Origin of the sequence: Streptomyces sp. AC1-42W (assembly GCF_003248355.1) — a bacterium.
Classification (GTDB): domain Bacteria; phylum Actinomycetota; class Actinomycetes; order Streptomycetales; family Streptomycetaceae; genus Streptomyces.
This window is the reverse complement of sequence record NZ_QKWY01000002.1, coordinates 58,748-80,499: the sequence shown is the minus strand read 5'-3', so window position 1 is coordinate 80,499 and position 21,752 is coordinate 58,748. Positions and strand designations below refer to the sequence as shown.

At 73.4% G+C, this 21,752-nt stretch carries 2 protein-coding genes; both read right to left on the bottom strand.

The window, feature by feature from the left end; translation table 11 throughout:
* Positions 1 to 17 precede the first annotated feature (17 nt).
* Positions 18 to 16,580, bottom strand: a complete 16,563-nt coding sequence (locus DNK56_RS18195; protein ID WP_241989982.1) for a type I polyketide synthase — start codon at positions 16,578 to 16,580, stop codon at positions 18 to 20.
* Positions 16,581 to 16,690: 110 nt separating this feature from the next.
* Positions 16,691 to 21,748: a type I polyketide synthase gene (locus DNK56_RS18190; protein WP_111336030.1), complete on the bottom strand. Its 5,058-nt coding sequence runs from the start codon at positions 21,746 to 21,748 to the stop codon at positions 16,691 to 16,693.
* Between the last annotated feature and the right edge of the window lie 4 nt (positions 21,749 to 21,752).

The window sequence follows — 21,752 nt, the reverse complement described above, 5'->3', positions numbered from 1 at the left end:
CACGGGGTGGTGCGTGTTCACGAGGAGATCCGCTCCTTCAGGTCCTTCAGCCAGCCGTCGATGACGGGTGCCGTCGTGTCGACGTGCTGTTCGACGATGGTGAAATGCGTGCCGGGCACGGTCGCGACGGTGTCGGCGCCGTTCCAGTCGGCCTGCCAGCCGCCCTCGCCGACGCCGGCCCGCTCGCCCGCCTCGAACAGGTCCCCGGCCCGGACGAACAGCACCGGCGCCTCGATGTCGGCCTGCGTGAACTGCGGCAGCAGTTCCACGTACCGGCCCATCGCGGAGAGTTCGGCGCTGCTGAACGCACCGAGCGTCGCGGCCTTGTCGGGGACGGCGGACGCCATCTGGTCGAAGATCGCGTCGTTGGCCGCGCCCATGTAGTACGTGTCCAGCAGGACGAGCCCGGCCGGCCGCACCCCGTGCACCCGCTCCAGGCGGGCGACGGTGGCGTGGGCGAGGAGCCCGCCGGAGGAGAAGCCGAGCAGGACGAACGGTTCCCCGTCCGCCGTACGCAACACGGCCTCGGCGAGGACGTCCACGGCCGCCTCGAACGACTCCGGCAGCGACTCACCGCGTCCGAAGCCGGGCGTCGGAATGCCGGACACCGGCACGGACAGCCGGGCCGCGAGCCGCGCGTGCTGGTGCACGCCGCCGGCGACGGTGGGCGTGCTGAGGCAGATCAGCCGGGGCGCCCGCCCGTCCCCCTCGCCCTTGGCCCGTGCCCCGTACGAGACCGCCTCGGGCAGCACGTCCAGATCGGCGGCCGCGGCGAACGAGGGCCGCAGCGCGGCCACCGCGCGCAGCATCGCCAGGCCCGGCTTGATGTTCCCCGCCATGATGGCGTCCAGGAACAGCCCGTACAGGGTGTCGTCGAGCGGACTCGCCGCCGGGGCGGGCGTGGCGTCCGCCCCCGCGTCGCCCCCTTCGGCGGCCAGCCGGCCGGCGACGAGCCGGGCCAGTTCCAGCGGGTTGCGGCTGTCGAAGACGACCATGGCGGGCAGCGAGAGCCCGCAGGCGGCGTTGAGCCGGTTACGGAGTTCCACTGCGGTCAGCGAGTCGAACCCGGCCTCCAGGAAGCCCGCTTCGGCGTCCACCGCCCCGGCGTCCGCATGCCCCAGAACCTCGGCGGCATGGTTCAGCACCTCGTCCAGCACGGCCCGCGTCCGGGCGGCCTCGTCCAGCCCGCGCAGCTTCCGCGCGAGCCCGCCGGCCTCCCGGACGGCGGCCGCGGCCCCGGCCCGCCTGCGCCCGGCCGGGGCGAGGCCCCGCAGCAGGGCCGGGACCTCGTCCGTACGGGCCCGCAGCGCGGCCAGGTCGACGCGGAGCGGGACGAGCGCCGGGGCGTCGGCGGCGACCGCCGCGTCGAACAGCCACAGCCCCTCCTCCTCGGTGAGCGCCGGGGTTCCGGTGCGCCGCATCCGCTGGAGGTCGGCCTCGCCCAGCCACTGGCTGAGCCCGGTCTCGGTGGCCCACAGCCCGAACGCCATGGAGGTGGCGGCCAGCCCCTGGGAGCGGCGGTGCGCGGCGAGGGCGTCCAGGAAGACGTTGGCCGCCGCGTAGTTGCCCTGTCCGGCGGCCATGACGAGCCCGCCCGCCGACGAGAACAGCGCGAACACCGACAGGTCGAGGTGGGCGGTCAGCTCGTGCAGATGCCAGGCCGCGTCCGCCTTGGCGCGCAGGACGTGGTCCATCTGTTCGGGGGTGAGCGCCCCGACGAGCCCGTTGTGGGCGACCCCGGCCGCGTGGACGACTCCGCGCAGGGGATGCTCCGGGGCGATGCCGGCGAGGAGCGCGGCGACGGCGGACCGGTCGGAGACGTCGCACGCGGCGATCTCCACCCGGGCGCCGAGCGCGGTCAGTTCGTCGCGGAGCCCGGCCGCGTTGGGCGCGGCGAGCCCGCGCCGCCCGGCGAGCACCAGATGGCGTACCCCGTGCTCGGTCACCAGGTGCCGGGCGACGATCGCGCCGAGGCCCCCGGTGCCACCGGTGATCAGGACGGTGCCCTCCCCGTCCCACGGCGTCCCGCCGCCGGGCGCGGCGGACCGGGCGAGCCGGGGCGCGAGCACCCGGTCACGGCGTACGGCCAGTTCCGGTTCGCCGGAGGCGAGCGCTCCGGGCAGCGCGCGCGGCGCGGGCTCGCCCTCCTCCAGGTCGAGGAGCACGAACCGGCCGGGGTTCTCCGCCTGCGCCGCCCGCACCAGGCCCCATACGGGCGCCTGCCGCACATCGACCGGGTCGCCGTCCGCGACGGCCGCCGCGGACCGGGTCACCAGCACGAGCCGCGACCGCGCGAACCTCGGCTCGGCGAGCCACCGCTGTACGGCGGCCAGCGCCGCGTCCACGGCGGTACGCGTCCCCGCCGGGACCTCGTGCTCGGTGCCGGCACCGTCCGCGTCCGCGAGGACGGGCAGCAGCACCACATCCGGTACGGCGTCGCCCAGCGCGTCGAGCCCCGCGACGACCGGCACTCCGGCGACCACGAGACCGGGCCCGGCCACCGCCCAGTCGCCGCGCGGCCCGCTGCCACCGCCGACCGGCTGCCACTCGACGGCGAGCAGCGCCTCCCGGAACCCGCCGCCGCCCAGCTGCTCGGCGGCGACCGGCCGCAGCCGCAGCGCCTCCACCGAGGCCACGGCCGCCCCGGCCGGGTCGGCGAGGTCGAGCCGTACCGCGTCGCGCACGCCCTCGACCGGCGCGAGCCGGACCCGTACGGCGGTCGCGGACGCGGCGTGCAGGGCGACCCCGGACCAGGAGAAGGGGAGCAGCGCCCGCCCCTCGTCCTCCTCGGCCCCGAGCCCGCCGAAGCCGAGCGCGTGCATGGCGGCGTCGAGCAGGGCGGGGTGCAGGCCGAAGCGGGCGGCGTCCGGATGCGCCTGCTCGGGCAGGGCGATCTCCGCGTACAGCGCGTCGCCGTGCCGCCAGGCCGCCGTCAGCCCCTGGAACACCGGCCCGTAGCCGAACCCGCGCTCCTGGAGCCCGTCGTACAGGCCGTCCGCGTCCAGTTCCTCGGCGCCGGGGGGCGGCCATGCGGTGAGGTCGCGCGGCGCCTCCGCGTTCCCCGTTCCGGCGGCGACGACACCTTCGGCGTGCCGGGTCCACGGCTCGTCCGGGTGATTCTCGGGCCGCGAGTAGACGCGGACCGTGCGCCGGGCCTGCGCGTCGGGTTCACCGACGACGACCTGGAGCGCGACCCCGCCGCGCTCGGGCAGCGCCAGCGGCGCGTACAGCGTCAGCTCCTCCAGCAGCCCGCAGCCGACGTGGTCGGCGGCCTGGAGGGCGAGCTCCACGAAGCCGGTGCCGGGCAGCAGGACGCTCCCGTGCACGGCGTGGTCGGCGACCCAGGGCTGGCTGTCCAGCGAGACGCGCGCGGTGAGCGTCACGGCCTCCGAGTCGGGCGACGCCACGACGGCCGCCAGCAGCGGATGGTCGAACGCGTCCTGCCCGACGGCCACGGCATCGGTCGCCGGCTTGGCCGCGTCCACCCAGTAACGGCTGCGCTGGAACGGGTACGTGGGCAGCTCCACGGTCCGCGCCCCGGAGCCCGCGTAGAACGCCTCCCAGTCGACCCGCGCCCCGTCCGCGTACAGCCGCCCCAGGGCCGTGACCAGCGCCTCGGGCTCGGGACGGTTCTTGCGTACGGACGGTACGAGGACGGCCGGGCCGCCTTCGCCCCGGTCGAGGATCTGCTGAGCGAGGCCGGTCAGGATGCCGTCCGGCCCGATCTCCAGGAACCGGTTCACGCCCTGCGCCTCCAGGGCCTCCACGGCGGCCACGAAGCGGACGGGGCGACGGACCTGGTCGACCCAGTAGTCGGGGGACTGCCAGTCGGTGGAAAGGGCGCCGGAGACGGTCGATACGACGGGGATACGGGGTTCGCTGAACGTGAGTGGGGTGGCGATGGCTCGGAAGTTGTCGAGCATCGGGTTCATGAGGGAGGAGTGGAAGGCGTGTGAGACGGGAAGGCGGCTGGTCTTGCGTCCGAGGGCGGTGAAGTGCTCGGCGATGGTGTGCGTTTCGGCTTCGGTTCCGGAGACGACGACGGCCTGGGGTCCGTTCACCGCGGCGATTTCTACGCCGGGGGTAAGAATCGCACCGACCTCATCTTCGGACGCCTGCACAGCAACCATCGCGCCACCGGCGGGCAGGGCCTGCATCAGCCGACCGCGCGCTACGACGAGCTTCGCCGCATCGGCCAGAGACAGCACTCCGGCGACATGCGCGGCGGCCAGCTCCCCGATCGAGTGACCGATGACGACGTCCGGCTTGACGCCCCAGCTCTCGACCAGCCGGAACAGCGCGACTTCGAAGGCGAAGAGGGCGGGCTGCGTGTACGCGGTGGAGTTGAGCGCGTCGGCGTCGTTCCCCCACATCACCTCCCGCAATCCCGTGGCGAGGTGCGTGTCTACCTCACCGCAGACCGCGTCAAACGCCTCCGCGAACACCGGGAACGCCCCGTACAGCTCACGCCCCATACCGAGGCGCTGCGCACCCTGACCCGTAAACAGAAACGCCGACTTCCCGCCCCGGCGAGCCTGGCCGCTCGCGACCGCGGGGGCGTTGCGGCCCTGCGCCAGAGCGGTCAGGCCACGGAGCAGTTCCTCGGTGTCGGCGCCGACGACGACAGCGCGGTGCGGGAAGGCGGTGCGGGTGGAGGCGAGCGACAGGCCGATGTCGGCCGGGCTGGAGGTGGAGTCGCCGGCGAGCCGGTCGATCAGCTGTTCCGCCTGCGCGGCGAGCGCCTGCGGGCTCTTGCCGGACACCACCCACGGCACCACGGAAAGCCCGGAACCCTGGCCCCGGTCGATGCCCGAGTCGGCGTCGGCATCTGTGCCGGTGCCGGTGCCGGTGCCTGTGCCTGTGCCTGTGTCTGTGCCGCTGTCAGACGTTTCGGGCGCCTCCTCCACGATCACATGGGCGTTCGTCCCGCTGATCCCGAACGACGACACCCCGGCCCGGCGCGGCCGGTCGGCGGGCTGCCACTCCCGTGCCTCAGTGAGCAGTTCGACGTTTCCGGCCTCCCAGTCCACTTGGTCCGAGGGCGCGTCCACGTGCAGGGTCTTCGGCAAGACACCGTGGCGCATGGCCATGACCATCTTCATGACGCCCGCGACACCCGAGGCGGCCTGGGTGTGGCCCATGTTCGACTTGATGGATCCCAACCACAGGGGGGCATCGTCCGCGCGCCCCTGCCCGTAGGTGGCAAGGAGCGCCTGGGCCTCGATCGGGTCACCGAGCGTCGTGCCGGTGCCGTGCGCCTCTACCGCGTCGATCTCCGCAGCCGTCAGCCCCGCGTTGGCGAGGGCTTGGCGGATCACCCGCTGTTGCGACGGACCATTCGGCGCAGTCATCCCGTTGCTGGCACCGTCCTGGTTGAGCGCGGAGCCACGGAGGACGGCGACGATCGGGTGGCCGTTGGCGCGGGCGTCGGAGAGCCGTTCCAGGAGGAGGACACCGGCGCCCTCGCCCCAGGCGACGCCGTCCGCCGACGCGGCGAAGGACTTGGACCGGCCGTCCGGGGCGAGCCCGCGCTGCCGGCTGAACTCGACGAACATGCCCGGAGTGCCCATGACCGCGACCCCGCCGGCCAGGGCGAGCGAGCACTCACCGGAACGCAGCGCCTGCGCCGCCATGTGCAGCGCCACCAGCGACGACGAGCACGCCGTGTCCACGGTGACGGCGGGGCCCTCCAGGCCCAGCGTGTAGGCGGTGCGGCCGGAGACGAGGCTGCCGCCGCTGCTGGCCGCGGCCTCCACGCCGAGCGCGTAGTCGTGATACATCACGCCCGCGAACACACCGGTCGACGAGCCTTTGAGCGTCGTCGGATCGATCCCGGCCCGCTCGATCGCCTCCCACGACACCTCAAGCAGCAGCCGCTGCTGCGGGTCCGTCATCAGCGCCTCGTTGGGGCTGATCCCGAAGAACACCGGATCGAAGTCGGGGGCCTGGTAGAGGAAGCCGCCCTCGCGGGCGTAGGTGCGGCCGGGGGTGCCGGGCTCGGGGTCGTACACCTCCGGGTCCCAGCCCCGGTCGGCCGGGAAGTCGCCGATGGCGTCCACCCCGTCCGCGACGAGCCGCCACAACTCCTCGGGCGTCGTCACCCCGCCCGGATAGCGACAGCCCATGCCGACGATGACCACCGGGTCGTCGTCCACAGCCGGACCGCCGGCTGTGGACAGGGCGCGGGCCGGCGCGGGCAGAGCGGCGGCCGAACCGGCCACCTCCTCGCCCACGTACGCGGCGACGGCATGCGCGGTCGGATAGTCGAAGATCAGCGTGGCGGGCAGCCGGAGACCGGTCGCCGCACCGAGCCGGTTACGCAGCTCGACGGCGGCCAGTGAGTCGAAGCCCAGCTCACTGAAGGCGCGCTCCGGCTCGATCGCGTCGGCGGACGCGTGCCCGAGAACTCCGGCCACGTGCGTCCGGACGAGTTCGAGGAGCGCCTCCGCGCGCGCGGAGGCGTCCAGGCCGGTCAACCGAGCGAGGAGACCGTCACCCCCGTCCGTGGATTGCGCGGTACGGCGTACGGGTACGCGGACCAGGCCACGGAGCAGCGCGGGCAGTTCGGTGGCGCGGTTGCGCAGCACGTTGGTGTCGATGCGGAGGGGGACGGTGGCCGGGAGGCCCGACTCCAGGGCCGCGTCGAAGAGGGCGAGGCCCTCCGTCGCGGACAGGGCGGGCAGCCCCTGGGCCGCCATGCGCTCCTCGGCGAGGCCCAGCATGGCGATGCTGGTCATTCCGGTGTCGACGCCCCAGAGCCCGAAGGCCATGGCGGTCGCCGGAAGTCCTTCGGCGTGACGTTTGGCGGCGAGTGCGTCGAGGAAGACGTTGGCCGCCGCGTAGTTGCCCTGCCCGGCCGCCAGCACCAGACCACCGGCCGACGAGAACATCACGAACGCCGACAGGTCCAGGTGGGCGGTCAGCTCATGCAGATACCAGGCCGCGTCCACCTTCGGCCGCAGGACAGCCGCCATACGCTCGGGCGTCAGCGCGCCAACCACCCCGTTGTCCACGACGCCGGCCACGTGCACGACGCCGGACAGCGGGTACGCCGGGTCCACGGAAGCGATCACCTCGGCCAGCGCCTCCCGGTCCGCCACGTCGCAGGCCGCCACGGAGACAGAGGCACCGAGCCCGTCCAGCTCAGCGACCAGTTCGGCGGCGCCCGGCGTGCCCGCGCCCCGGCGCCCGACCAGCAGCAGATACCGCACGCCGTGTTCGGTCACCAGGTGCCGGGCGACGCGCGCACCGAGTCCGCCGGTGCCACCGGTGATGAGTACGGTTCCGTCTGCCTTCCACACCGGGGCGGCCTCGTCCTCGGTCGCGCGCGGCGCGGCGAGCACCATGCGCGGCACCCACACCTCACCGTCGCGGACGACGAGTTCCGGTTCGCCGAGGGCGGTCAGCTGGTCCCAGGGGACGGAGCCGTCCGAGTCGACCAGCACGAACCGGCCCGGATTCTCCGCCTGCGCGGCCCGGACCAGCCCCCACACGGGAGCCTGTCGCACATCGACCGACTCGCCCTCGGCCACGGCCACCGCGCCGCGCGTGGCGACCACCAGCACCGCGCCCTCGGGCCGGTCCACGGAGAGCCAGCCCTGCACGGCCTCCAGCGCCTGGCCCACCAGCTCGTGTGCGACGGCCGGCACATCGGTGTTCGGCACAGCGACGTCCGGCGCAGCGGCGTCCGGGGCGCGCGTCACGCAGGTGAAGACGCTCGGGGCGGGTGCGCCGGAGGGCGTACGGGCGGGGGCGGAAGGCAGCTTGTTCCAGGCGATGCGGAAGAAGGAATCGTTGCCGCTCGTGGCCAACTGCTCGCTCGATACGGGCCGGCCGACGACCGCGCCCACGATGGCCACAGGGGCCCCGGTGGCGTCCGCGACCTGCAACGAGAGGCTCTCGGGGGTCGGCTGCGTGATCCGTACGCGTACGGCGGCGGCCCCGGCAGCGTGCAGGCTCACCTCGCGCCATACGAAGGGCAGGACGGTCTCGTCGCCCCCGGTGCCGTTGACGAGCGCGGCGTGCATGGCGGCGTCGAGGAGCGCCGGGTGCAGCCCGAACTTCTCGGCCTCGGCGTGCGCCTGCTCCGGCAGGGCGACCTCGGCGAACAGCACGTCACCCACGCGCCAGGCGGCCTTGAGCCCCTGGAACGTCGGCCCGTACCCGAACCCCCGCTCGCGCAAACCGTCGTACGCGCCCTCCAGGGACAGCGCCTCCGCCCCGGCGGGCGGCCAGGCGGTGAGATCGAATGCGGCGGCCTGCGTACCGGGGGCGAGTACGCCGTCCGCATGCAAGGTCCACGGCAGGTCCGGACGGTCCTCGGCACGCGAGTACACGCTCACCGAACGGCGGGCGGACGCGTCGGCGGCTCCGACGACCATCTGCACGACCACGGCCCCGCGCTCGGGCAGGATCAGCGGCGCCTGTAGCGCCAGTTCCTCCAGGACCGCGCAGCCGACCTGGTCACCGGCCCGGATCGCCAGCTCCACAAAGCCCGTACCTGGCAGCAGAACGCTTCCGAGGACATCGTGATCCACGATCCAGCCGTGCGTACCGGCCGACAGACGTCCGGTGAACGTCACCATGTCGGCCTCCGGGGACGGCACGACCGCCCCGAGCAGCGGATGCCCGGCCTCGATCAGCCCTGCGGTCGCCATGCTGCTGCCACCGCCGCCGATCCAGGAGTTGGCCAGGTACTCGTCCGTGCCCACCCAGTAGCGGGTGCGCTGGAAGGCGTACGTGGGCAGCTCGACCCGGACTGCCCCGCAGCCGGCGAAGTACGCCTCCCAGCCCACGTGGACCCCGTCCACGTACAGCCGGCCCAGTCCCGCGACCAGCGACTCGGCCTCGGGGCGATTCTTGCGTACGAGGGGGGTGAAGGCGGAGCTGTCGTCGGCTGCGGAGGAGGCACCGAGAGCGGTCAGGACCGCATCGGGACCGATCTCGACGAAGGTACGGGCGCCGAACGCCTCGGCAGCACGGACGGCGTCCGCGAACCGGACGGGGCGACGGACCTGGTCGACCCAGTATTCGGGGGACTGCCAGTCGGTGGAAAGGGCGCCAGAGACGGTCGATACGACGGGGATACGAGGTTCGTTGAACGTCAACTCCGCGGTGACGGCCCGGAAGTCGTCGAGCATCGGTGCCATGAGGGAGGAGTGGAAGGCATGTGAGACGGGAAGACGGCTGGTCTTCCGGCCGAGGGCGGCGAAGTGCTCGGCGATGCTCTGCGCTTCGAAGTCGGTTCCGGAGACGACGACGGCCTGGGGCCCGTTCACCGCGGCGATTTCTACCCCGGTGGTAAGAATCGCACCGACCTCATCCTCGGACGCCTGCACAGCAACCATCGCGCCACCTGCGGGCAGGGACTGCATCAACCGACCACGCGCTACGACGAGCTTCGCTGCATCGGCCAGAGACAGCACTCCGGCGACATGTGCGGCGGCCAACTCCCCGATCGAGTGACCGGCAACGACATCAGGCTTGACGCCCCACGACTCCACCAGCCGAAACAGCGCTACCTCGAACGCAAAAAGCGCGGGCTGCGTGTACGCGGTGGAGTTCAGCGCCTCCGCGTCGTTCCCCCACACCACCTCCCGCAACCCACGATCCAGATGCGCGTCTACCTCACCGCACACCGCATCAAACGCCCCCGCGAACACCGGGAACGCCCCGTACAACTCACGCCCCATACCGAGCCGCTGCGCACCCTGACCCGTAAACAGAAACGCCGACTTACCAACCGCCCGCGTCACCCCCCGCACCAGCCCCGCATGCTCCTCGCCCGCCGCCAGCGCCGCCAGCGCACCCGCACGGTCACCGAGCACCACGGCCCGGTGCTCGAACACCGGCCGTGTCGCCACCAGTGAGTGGCCGATGTCCTCGGCACGGTGGTCTTCGGCCACGGTCAGCAGTTGGGACGCCTGGCCGGCCAGCGCGTCCGCGCTCTTCGCGGACAGCACCCACGGCGTAACGGCCAGATCCGCACCCGTGTCACCGGTCGCACCGACCACAGGAGCCTCGGGCGCCTCCTCCACGATGACGTGCGCGTTCGTCCCGCTGATGCCGAAGGACGAGATGCCCGCGCGCCTCGGGTGTCCGGTCGGCACCCATTCCCGCGCCTCCGTCAACAGCTCCACGTCACCCTCGGACCAGTCGATCTGGTCCGAGCGCTCCCCGGCGTGCAGGGTGGGCGGCAGCACACCGTGCCGCATCGCCATCACCATCTTGATGATCCCCGCGACACCGGCTGCCGCCTGCGTGTGACCCATGTTCGACTTGATCGATCCCAGCCACAGCGGCTGGCCCTCCGGCCGCCCCTGGCCATACGTGGCAAGCAGCGCCTGCGCCTCGATCGGGTCACCGAGGCGTGTGCCCGTGCCGTGCGCCTCCACCGCGTCCACCTCCGCAGCCGTCAGCCCCGCATTGGCCAGCGCCTGGCGGATCACCCGCTGCTGCGACGGACCATTCGGCGCCGTGAGGCCGTTGCTGGCGCCGTCCTGGTTCAGCGCCGAACCCCGGACCACCGCCAGCACGGGGTGACCATTGCGCCGCGCGTCCGACAGGCGCTCCAGGAGCAGCATGCCCGCGCCCTCGCCCCAGCCGGTGCCGTTGGCGCCGATGCCGAAGGACTTGCAGCGGCCGTCCGGGGCGAGGCCCCGCTGCCGGCTGAACTCGACGAACACCTCGGGGGTCGCCATGACCGCGACACCGCCGGCGAGGGCGAGCGAGCATTCCCCGGACCGCAGCGCCTGGGCCGCCATGTGCAGCGAGACCAGCGAGGACGAGCAGGCCGTGTCCACGGTGACGGCAGGGCCCTCCAGGCCGAACACGTACGAAACGCGACCGGAGGCGATCGCTCCGGTGCTGTTGTTGGCCGCGTAGTCGTGGTACATCATCCCGGCGTAGACGCCGGTCATGCTGCCGCGCAGGGTCTCCGGGTCGATCCCGGCCCGCTCGAACGCCTCCCAAGCCGTTTCAAGCAGCAGGAACTGCTGCGGGTCCATGATCGCGGCCTCGTTGGGGCTGATCCCGAAGAACGCGGGGTCGAACTCGCCCGCGTCGTGCAGGAACCCGCCCTCGTTGGCGTAGCTGGTGTGCGGACGCTCGGCAGTCGGGTCGTACACGCGGTCCAGGTCCCAGCCGCGGTTGTCAGGGAAGTCGGAGACCGCGTCCACACCGTCGGCGACGAGCCGCCACAGCTGCTCGGGGCTGCGTACCCCGCCCGGATAGCGGCATGCCATGGAGACGATCACGATCGGGTCATCGTCGTTCCCGTCACCAACCCCGTTCACACCTCGCGCGGGACTCACCTCGGCAAGAGAGCCGTCGAGTTCACTGAGCAGGTGCCGGGCCAGGGCGCGCGGGCTGGGGTAGTCGAAGGCGAGGGTCGCGGGCAGCCGGACCTCGGCGGCGGCGCTCAGCGCGTTGCGGAACTCGACGGCCGTGAGCGAGTCGAAGCCCAGCTCGCTGAAGGCGCGCGTCTCGTCCACGGCCTGCGCGTCCGGGTATCCGAGGGCCACCGCGACCTGGGTACGGACCAGGTCCAGCAGAACGCGCTCCCGCTCCTCCCGGTCCAGCCCTGCCAGCCGGCCGCGCAGCTCCCCCGCTACCTCCGGCGCGGAACCGGCGGCGCGCCGGGCCCGTACGCGTACAAGCTTCCGGAACAGCGGCGGCAGCGCCTCACCGGCCTCGGCGAGGGTGCGCACATCGAGCCGGATCGGCAGCACCAGCGGCGTGTCCACGGTCAACGCCCGGTCGAAGAGTTCCAGGCCGTACGCGGAGGTGAGGGCGCCGATGCCGGTGCGGCTCATGCGCTGGAGGTCGGCGTCCGTGAGGGTGCCGGACATGCCGCTCGCCCACAGGCCCCAGGCGAGGGAGCGGGAGGGCAGGCCGTGCGCGGTGCGGTGGGCGGCGAGGGCGTCGAGCAGTGCGTTGGCGGCGCCGTAGTTGCCCTGGCCGGGGATGCCGAGGACGCCGGTGGCCGAGGAGAACAGGACGAACGCCGACAGTTCCCGGTCGCGGGTCAGCTCATGCAGGTGGAGCGCGGCATCGGCCTTTGCCCGCAGAACGGTGTCCAAACGTTCCGGGGTCAGCGAGTCGATCAGCGTGTCGTCCAGAACACCCGCCAGATGGACGACACCGGTCAGCGGCACCCCGTCCAGCACAGCCGCAAGGGCGTCCCGGTCCGCGACGTCGCAGGCAGCGACGGTCACCTCGGCGCCGAGCGCGCGCAGCTCGTCGGACAGCTCGGAAGCGCCGGGGGCGTCCGCGCCGCGCCGGGAGAGCAGCAGCAGGCCGCGTACGCCGTGGTTCTCGACGAGCCGCCGGGCCACCAGGCTGCCGAGCGCACCCGTCGCGCCCGTGACCAGGACGGTGCCGGCACCGAAGTCGGGGCGGACCCGCGTCTCGGGGTCGTCGTTGAGGCGGACGAGGCGGGCGCCGTACACGGTCGTGCCGCGTACGAGGGTCTGGGACTCGCCGGTCGCCAGCGCGGCCGCTGCCTGTGCGTCGTCGGCCAGGTCGTCCAGGTCGGCGAGAAGAAGCCGCCCGGGGTGCTCGGCCTGCGCGGAGCGTATGAGGCCCCAGACGGCCGCCCCGGCCAGGTCGGTGACGTCGTCCACGCCCTGCGCGCCGGCCACGGCGCCGCTGGTGGCGATGAGCAGCCGGGAGTCGGCAGCGCGGTCGGCCGCCAGCCAGTGCTGGAGTGCGGCAAGGACCTCGGTGGTGGCCGCCCGGACCGTTGCCGGGTCCGCGCCCCGGTGCCGGGACCGCAGGACGACGCTCTCGGGCATCTCCCCGTCCGGGCGCGGCTCTGCCCAGTCCACGGGTGCCGAAACCGTTTCGCCCGCCGGAAGTTCGACCCAGTCCAGGCCGAACAGTGACTCATGGGCGACCGTACGGGCGGCGGCCAGTTGTTCCGCGGTGACCTCGCGCAGCACGAGCGAGTCCACGGACAGCACCGGCCTGCCCGCCTCGTCGGCGACGGACAGGGCGACGGCTCCGGCGCCGTCCGGCGAGATCCGCACCCGCAGCCGTGCGGCCCCGGAGGCGTGCAGACGTACGCCCGTCCAGACGAACGGCAGCACGGGCCCGGTCGCCTCCGCGTACAGGTCCGTGAAGACGGAGCCGTGCAGCGAGGCGTCCAACAGTGCCGGGTGCAGCCCGAAGGCGGCGGCCCCCGCCCGCGCTCCCTCGGGCAGCGCTACCTCGGCCCAGATGTCGTTCCCGGACCGCCAGGCCGCCGTCAGCCCCCGGAAGGCCGGCCCGTACGCGAGTCCGGCCTCGGCCAGCGACGCGTACACGCCGTCCGTGTCGACGGCCTCCGCGCCGGGCGGCGGCCACGCCGACAGATCGAAGGGGGCCGGCTCCGCGGTGGTGGCCGCGAGGACTCCGGAGGCGTGCAGGGTCCAGGGCTGGTCGGGCTGGTCGTCACGGCGCGAGTGCACGCTGAACGGCCGGCGTCCGGACGCGTCCGCCGCGCCCACCTCCACCTGGAGCGCCACGGCACCGCGTGCGGGCAGCACCAACGGGGCCTGGAGCATCAGCTCGTCCAGCACCTCACAGCCGACCTGGTCCCCGGCCCGAACCGCGAGTTCGACGAAGCCGGTGCCGGGGAAGACCACGGATTCGCCCACGACGTGATCGGCGAGCCAGGACTGTGCGGACAGCGAGATGCGGCCCGTCAGGACGACGCCGCCGGAGTCCGCGAGCGAGACCACAGCGCCGAGCAACGGATGCCCGGCCGCAGCCAGCCCGGCGGCGGAGATGTCGCCGGGGGCGCCGGTCCCCTCCACCCAGTAGCGGGCACGCTGGAACGCGTACGTGGGCAGCGCGACCCTGCGCGCCCCGGAGCCCGCGTAGAACGCCTCCCAGTCGATCGCGAGGCCGGCGGTGAACAGTCGCCCCAGACCCGCCACCAGCGTCTCGGACTCGACGCGGCCCTTCCGTATCAGCGCGACACAGGTCGTGCCTTCGTCGGAGGCGGAGGCAGCCGCGAGAGCGGTGAGGACGGCGTCCGGGCCGATCTCCACGAACGTGCGGGCACCGAAGGCTTCGGCGGCGTTTACGGCGTCGGCGAAGCGGACAGGGCGCCGGACCTGGTCGACCCAGTACTCCGGCGACTGCCAGTCCGACGACAGAGCACCGGACACCGTCGAGACGACAGGCGTACGCGGCTCGTTGAACGTCAACCCGGCCGCGACAGCTCGGAAGTCGTCGAGCATCGGGTCCATCAACGGGGAATGGAAGGCGTGCGAAACGGAAAGGCGTCTGGTCTTCCGCCCGAGGGATGCGAAGTGCTCTCCCACGGCGAGCGCCTCGGACTCCACCCCGGAGACGACCACCGAACGGCGACCGTTAACCGCGGCGATTCCTACCCCGGGGGTAAGAATCGGACCGACCTCATCTTCGGTCGCCTGCACGGCGACCATCGCCCCACCGGAAGGCAGGGCCTGCATCAACCGACCGCGCGCAACAACGAGCTTCGCCGCGTCGGCCAGAGACAACACACCCGCGACATGCGCAGCCGCCAACTCCCCGATCGAGTGACCGATCACGACATCAGGCTTGACGCCCCACGACTCCAGCAGCCGGAACAACGCCACCTCGAACGCAAAAAGCGCAGGCTGCGTGTACGCGGTCGAGTTCAACGCGTCGCCGTCGTTCCCCCACACCACCTCCCGCAACCCACGATCCAGATGCGCGTCTACCTCACCGCACACCGCATCAAACGCCCCCGCAAACACCGGGAACGCAGCGCACAACTCACGCCCCATCCCCAACCGCTGCGCGCCCTGCCCCGTGAACAGGAACGCCGTCCGACCCTTCGCGGCCACTCCCCGAACCACCGCCGGGTGGGTTTCGCCCTCGATCAGAGCGGTAAGACCGGACAGCGCCGTCTCCCGGCTGTCCGCGAGAACAACCGCGCGGTGGTCGAGAGCGGCACGGGCGGTCGCCAGGGAGTACGCAAAGTCGGCGGCGCCCGCCTGCGCGTCGCCCACCTCCACGTCACCCGCGATACGGGCATGCAAACGGCCCGCCTGCGCAGCAAGGGCCGCCGCGTCACGCCCCGAAAGAGTCCACGGCAGAACGGACGGCAGAGAGGTGATGGGAACCGCCGACGCTTCGGGGGCTCCATCGGTGTCAGTGGGCTCCGCCTCCGACGCCGCCGACACCTCCGACTCCGCCGGCGCCTCCTCCAGGATCACGTGCGCGTTGGTGCCACTGACGCCGAATGCCGAGACGCCCGCACGCCGCGGGCGGTCCTCCGTGCGCTCCCAGGGCCGCGTCTCCGTCAACAGCCGTACGCGCCCCGCCGACCAGTCCACATGGCTTGACGGCTCGTCCACGTGCAGGGTCTTGGGCAGCATGCCGTGGCGCAGTGCCTCGACCATCTTGATGATGCTGCCGACGCCCGCCGCGGCCTGCGCGTGGCCCATGTTCGACTTGATGGACCCCAGCCACAACGGCCGGTCCTCCTCGCGCCCCTGTCCGTAGGTGGCGAGCAGCGCCTGCGCCTCGATGGGGTCACCGAGCGTCGTGCCCGTGCCGTGGCCCTCGACGGCGTCGACATGGGTGGCGGAGAGCTGGGCGTTGGCGAGGGCCTGGCGGATGACGCGCTGCTGGGCGCGCCCGTTGGGGGCGGTGAGGCCGTTGCTGGCGCCGTCCTGGTTGACCGCGCTGCCTCGTACGACGGCGAGGACGGGGTGACCGTTGCGCCGGGCGTCCGCGAGGCGTTCGAGGACGAGCATGCCGGCGCCCTCGGACCAGCCGGTGCCGTCCGCCGCCTCCGCGAACGCCTTGCAGCGGCCGTCCGGGGCGAGGCCGCGCTGCCGGCTGAACGCGATGAACGGGGACGGCGTGGACATCACCATGACGCCACCCGCGAGGGCGAGCGTGCACTCGCGGCGGCGCAGGGCGGTGGCGGCCAGGTGGAGGGAGACGAGCGACGACGAGCAGGCCGTGTCCACGGTGACGGCCGGACCTTCGAGACCCAGGGTGTAGGAGATGCGACCGGAGATGACGGCGGCAGCGTTGCCGGTGGTCATGTAGGCCTCGGCGACCTCGCCCGCCGCGCCGACGATGTACTCGTAGTCCTGGATGCCGGAGCCGGCGAACACGCCGACCGGCTTGCCGCGCAGCGATGTGGGGTCGATCCCGGCCCGCTCGACGGCCTCCCAGGCGACCTCCAGGAGGAGCCGCTGCTGCGGGTCCATGGTGAGAGCCTCGTTGGGGCTGATCCCGAAGAATCCGGCGTCGAAATCGGCGACGTCCCGGACGAACCCGCCCTCGTTCACGTAACTGCTGCCGGAGGCGGTGTCGCTCTCCTCGCCGCGCAGCGCGTCGAGGTCCCAGCCGCGGTCGGTGGGGAAGGTGGAGATGGCGTCACGGCCCTCGGCGACGAGCCGCCACAGCTCCTCGGGGGTGCTGACCCCGCCCGGGTAGCGGCAGCTCATCGCGACGATGGCGATGGGCTCGTGGTCCTGGTTCTCGGCCTCCTGGAGCCTGCGCCGCGTCTGGTGCAGATCCGCCGTGACCCGCTTGAGGTAGTCGAGAAGCCGTGCGTCGTCATTGGACATGTTGGGTCCCACCGAGTCCTTGTTCATGCCGGTTCATGCCGTGAGGTCGAGTCGGGTCGCAGATGCGGGGCGGGGCCCGGTGCCGTCGCCGGCACCGGGCGCGCGGTCGGTCAGGTGAGGCCGAGTTCGTTGTCGATGAAGGCGAAGACGTCGTCGGCGGTGGCGGCTTCCAGCTGGTCGCCGACCTTCTGGCCGCCGTCGCCGTGCTGTGCGTCGAGGGTCGCGGTCAGCCGGGTGAGCAGGCCCTGGAGACGGGCCGTGATCCGGGTGGCCTCGATGTCCTCGGCGGCGAGCGCCGCCGCGGCCTCCTCCAGGCGGTCGAGCTGCGCCAGTACGGGGAGTTCGCCGAGGCTGTCGCCCTGGCACAGCTCCGTCCACAAGTGACCGGCCAGCGCTCCGGGGCTCGGGTGGTCGTAGATCATGCTGGTGGGCAGCGGGCGCCCGGTCGCCGCGACGAGCTTGGTACGCAGGTCGACGGCGGCCACCGAGTCGAACCCGAGGTCGGTGAAGTCCCGGTCCGCGCCGACGTCGGACGCATCGTCGTACCCGAGCAGCGCCGCGACATGCGTACGGACGAGGTCGAGAAGAGCGGACCGCTGTTCCGCTTCGGCGAGCCCGGCCAGCCGGTCCGCAAGCCCGGAACCTTCGGCTCCGCCGTCCCCGGCCCCCTCCGTGCTGAGCGCGGCGCGTGCTTCGGGCAGGGCGTCCAGGAGCGGGCGGGGGCGGGCCAGTACGTAGGTGGGGGCGAAGCGGTCCCAGTCGAAGTCGGCTACCACGGCGTGCGAGCCGCCACCCGTAAGAATGCGGCGCAGCGCCCCGATGGCGAGGGCCGGGTCCATCGCGGGGGCACCCATACGGCGCATGACGGCGGCGAGTTCGGCGTCGACCATTCCCCCGTCCCACGATCCCCATGCCACCGATGTGGCGGCGAGTCCACGGGCGCGCCGGCTGTGTGCGAGCCCGTCGAGGCAGGCGTTGGCACTGCCGTACGCGGACTGGCCCGCGCTGCCCCAGACGGCGGCGCCGGACGAGAACAGTACGAACGCGTCGAGCGGGGTGTCACCGAGGAGTTCGTCCAGGTGGCGGGCGCCGAGCACCTTGGCGTCGGCGACGTGCGCCAGCTCGTCGAGTCCCAGTTCGCCGAGCGGGGCGATGCGCTGCGGAAGCCCGGCCGCGTGGAACACGGCGGTGAGGCCGCTGAGGCCGGCGAGCAGGGCGCGTACGGATGCGCGGTCGGCCATGTCGCAGGCCGCGACGGAGACGCGGACGCCCATGGCCTCGATCTCTGCGGCCAGTTCGGCGGCGCCCGGCGCGTCCGGGCCGCGCCGCCCGGCGAGCACCACGTGTTCGGCCCCGTCGGCGGCGAGCATCCGGGCCACATGGGCGCCGATCCCGCCGGTGCCTCCGGTGACGAGGACGGTGCCCCTGGCCCGCCAGTGCGCGACCGGGTCGGGCTGCGCGGGCCGGACCAGCCGTCGGGCGTACACACCCTCGGGGCGCACCGCCACCTGGTCCTCGCCGCTTCCCCCGGCGAGGACGTCGCAAACCCGGTGCAGTGCCGTGTCGTCGGCGTCCGGGGGCAGGTCGATCAGGCCGCCCCAGGTGCCCGGGGCCTCCAGGGCGAGGGCCGCGCCGAGCCCCCACACCGCGGTCTGCTCGGGCCGTACCGCCGTGTCCGCGTCGTCCGTCGCCACCGCGCCCCGCGTCACGCACCACACCGGGGCCGTCCACTCCAGGGCCGCCGCGTCACGCAGCAGGGCGGTGGTGTCCGCGAGCCCCTGGGAGAGCACGGGGTGGTCCGGGTGCGGGGTGCGGTCGAGCGCGAGCAGGCTGACGATCCCGGCGGGCGGCGGGGACGGCGGCAGACCGTCGAACGTCAGCGGATTGTCGTACTGCGACGTGCCGTTGGACGGCGACTGGCTGTTCGGCTGCGACGGGCTGTTCGGCTGCGACGAGCCATCGGCCTTCGGCAGGCCGGCGGCCAGTACGGGGCGCACGCCCCGCTCCGTCAGCGCCCCGGCCAGCGCCTCCGCGAGCGGGCGCTGCTCCGGCGCGTGTACGACGAACCAGTCACCGCCGAGCGGGGTGGGGGGCGCGAAGTCCGCGACGGGCGCCCAGGCGACCCGGTAGCGCAGCGCGTCCACGGCCGACGCCTCGCGCCGACCGGCCCGCCAGCTGGTCAGCGCGGGCAGCACGGGAGCCAGGTCGTCGGGCGCGACCCCGATCCGTTCGGCGAGCCCGGCCGCGTCCTCCCGCTCCACGGCCGCCCAGAAGCCGGCCTCGCCGGGGTCCGCCGGGGCGGCGGCCGGGGCCGTGTCGGGCGCGGCGGCCCAGTAGGTGCGGTGCTGGAAGGCGTACGTGGGCAGGTCGACGCGGTGCGGGCGGTGGCCGCCCGCTGTGAAGCAGGCGTTCCAGTCGACGGGCACGCCTCGTGTGTGGAGCAGCGCCACGGCCTCCGTCAGCACGCGTGCCTCGTCGCGGTCCCGGCGCAGGGCGGCGGTGAAGGCCGGCTGGTCCGCGCCCTCGTCGGCGCCGGCCAGGCAGTCGGGCCCGAGCGGGGTGAGGGCGGCGTCCGGGCCGAGTTCCAGGAAGGTGTGGACGCCCTTGGCGGCGAGCGCGCGCACGGCGTCACCGAACCGCACGCTCGCCCGGACGTGCCGCACCCAGTAGTCGGCGCAGGCCAGTTCGTCGTCACCGGCGAGTTCACCCGTGACGGTGGAGACGACCGGGATGCGGGCAGTGGCGTACGTGACGCTCTCGGCGACCGCACGGAAGTCGTCGAGCATCGGCTCCATGAGCGGCGAGTGGAAGGCGTGCGACACGGCGAGCCGCTTGGTGCGCCGGCCCTCGCCCGCGAAGTGTTCGGCGAGCGCCAGGGCTTCGGTCTCGCCGCCGGAGACGATCACGGAACGCGGTCCGTTGAGAGCCGCGATCCCGGTCTCCGGGGTGAGCAGCGGCGTCACCTCGTCCTCGGACGCCTCCACGGCGACCATCGCCCCGCCCGGCGGCAGCGCCCGCATCAGCCGGCCACGGGCGGCGACCAGCTTCGCGGCGTCCGCGAGGGACAGCACCCCGGCCACATGCGCCACGGCGAACTCGCCCACCGAGTGCCCGGCCAGGAAGTCCGGCCGCACCCCCCAGGACTCGACCAGCCGGTACAGCGCCACCTCGCACGCGAACAGCGCCGGCTGGGCCAGCCCCGTACCGTCGAGCAGTTCCCGGTCCTCCCCCCACATCGCCGCCCGCAGCGAGTCGTCGAGGTGTGCGTCGAGCGCGTCCACGGCCTCGTCGAAGGCGCGGGCGAAGACCGGGTACGCGGCGTGCAGCTCCCGCCCCATGCCGAGGCGTTGGGCGCCCTGCCCGGTGAACAGGACGGCGCTCAGTGCGTCGGGCCTGGCCTCGCCGGTGACGACGGCGTCTGCGGACCCGTCCGCGACGGCGCGCAGCGCCCGTACGAGATCGGCGTGCCCGGCGGACGCCTGCGTGTCGGCGACGACCACGGCCCGGTGCTCCAGGGCGGCACGGGTGGTGGCGAGCGACCAGCCGGTGTCGGCGAGGGGGACGGCCGGGTGGGCCTCCAGATGGTCGGCGAGCCGGGCGGCCTGCGCGGCCAGGGCCTCGGGACGCCGGGCGGAAACCAGCACCGGGACGAACCGGGGGACGGCGCCCTCGCCCGTACGCTCGCTGTCGGCGGCGTCCGACGCCGCGTCTTCCCCCGCGGCAGGGCTCTTAACCGGGCGCTCCCCGGCGGCGGTGCCCTTCGCCGTACCCTCCGCGTCAGTGGCGGAAACGGCTGCGGCCGGTGAATCGGCCGCAGCCGGTGCTTCTTCCACGATCACATGGACGTTCGTGCCGCTCAGCCCGAACGACGACACCCCGGCCCGCTTGGCACGCCCCAGGTCCGGCCACGCGACGGGCTCGGTCAGCAGGCGTACGCTGCCGGCGCTCCAGTCCACATGGGGGCTCGGCTCGTCCACATGCAGGGTGCGCGGCAGGACGCCCGCCTTCATCGCCTGCACCATCTTGATCACCCCGCCGACACCGGCGGCCGCCTGGGCGTGGCCGATGTTCGACTTGAACGAGCCCAGCCACAGCGGCCGGTCCGCGGCCCGCTCGCGCCCGTACGCGGCGATGAGGGCCTGCGCCTCGATCGGGTCGCCGAGGGTGGTGCCGGTGCCGTGCGCCTCGACGGCATCCACATCGGCGGGGACGAGGCCGCCGGAGGCCAGAGCCTGCTGGATGACGCGCTGCTGCGAGGGGCCGTTCGGCGCGGTCAGCCCGTTGGACGCGCCGTCCGAGTTCATGGCCGAACCCCGCACGACGGCGAGGACGGGGTGCCCGTTGCGCCGGGCGTCGGACAGCCGCTCGACAAGGAGCATGCCCGCGCCCTCGGACCAGGTGGTGCCGTCGGCCGCCGCCGCGAAGGACTTGCAGCGCCCGTCCGGTGCCAGACCGCGGTCCTGGCTGAAGCCCACGAAGGAGTCCGGGCTCGCCATGACGGTCACCCCGCCCGCGAGCGCCAGCGCGCACTCGCCGCTGCGGACGGACTGCACGGCGAGGTGGAGAGCGACGAGCGAGGACGAGCAGGCCGTGTCCACAGTGACGGCGGGACCCTCAAGGCCCAGCGTGTAGGCGATGCGCCCGGAGGCGACGCTCGCCAGGCCACCGGTCCCGCCGCCGCCCGGATAGTCGTGGTAAACCACCCCGGCGAACACCCCGGTCCGGCTGCCCTTCAGCGACGTCGGGTCGATGCCGGCCCGCTCGATGACCTCCCAGGACACCTCCAGGAGCAACCGCTGCTGCGGGTCGGTGTCCCGCGCCTCACGCGGGCTGATCTTGAAGAAGTCCGCGTCGAAGTCCCCCGCGTCGTGCAGGAAGCCGCCCTCGCGGCAGTACGTCCTGCCCGGCGTCGAGGGCTCGGGGTCGTACAGGGCCTCCATGTCCCAGCCACGCCCGTCCGGGAACAGCGAGACGGCGTCCCGGCCCGCGTCCACGAGCTCCCACAGGTCCTCGGGCGAAGCGATGCCCCCCGGAAAACGGCAGCCCATGGCCACGATCGCGACCGGCTCACTGGCCCGCGCCTCGGCCTCCGACAACTGGCGTCGGGTGCGCTGGAGTTCCGCGGTGGCGCGCTTGAGATAGTCCCGGAGCTTGTCGTCGTTGCTCATCGAA

What these genes read in the sequence shown, in the direction of transcription:
- DNK56_RS18190 (WP_111336030.1), bottom strand. Translation starts at nt 21,748, where the DNA reads ATGAGCAACGACGACAAGCTCCGGGACTATCTCAAGCGCGCCACCGCG.
- DNK56_RS18195 (WP_241989982.1), bottom strand. Translation starts at nt 16,580, where the DNA reads ATGTCCAATGACGACGCACGGCTTCTCGACTACCTCAAGCGGGTCACG.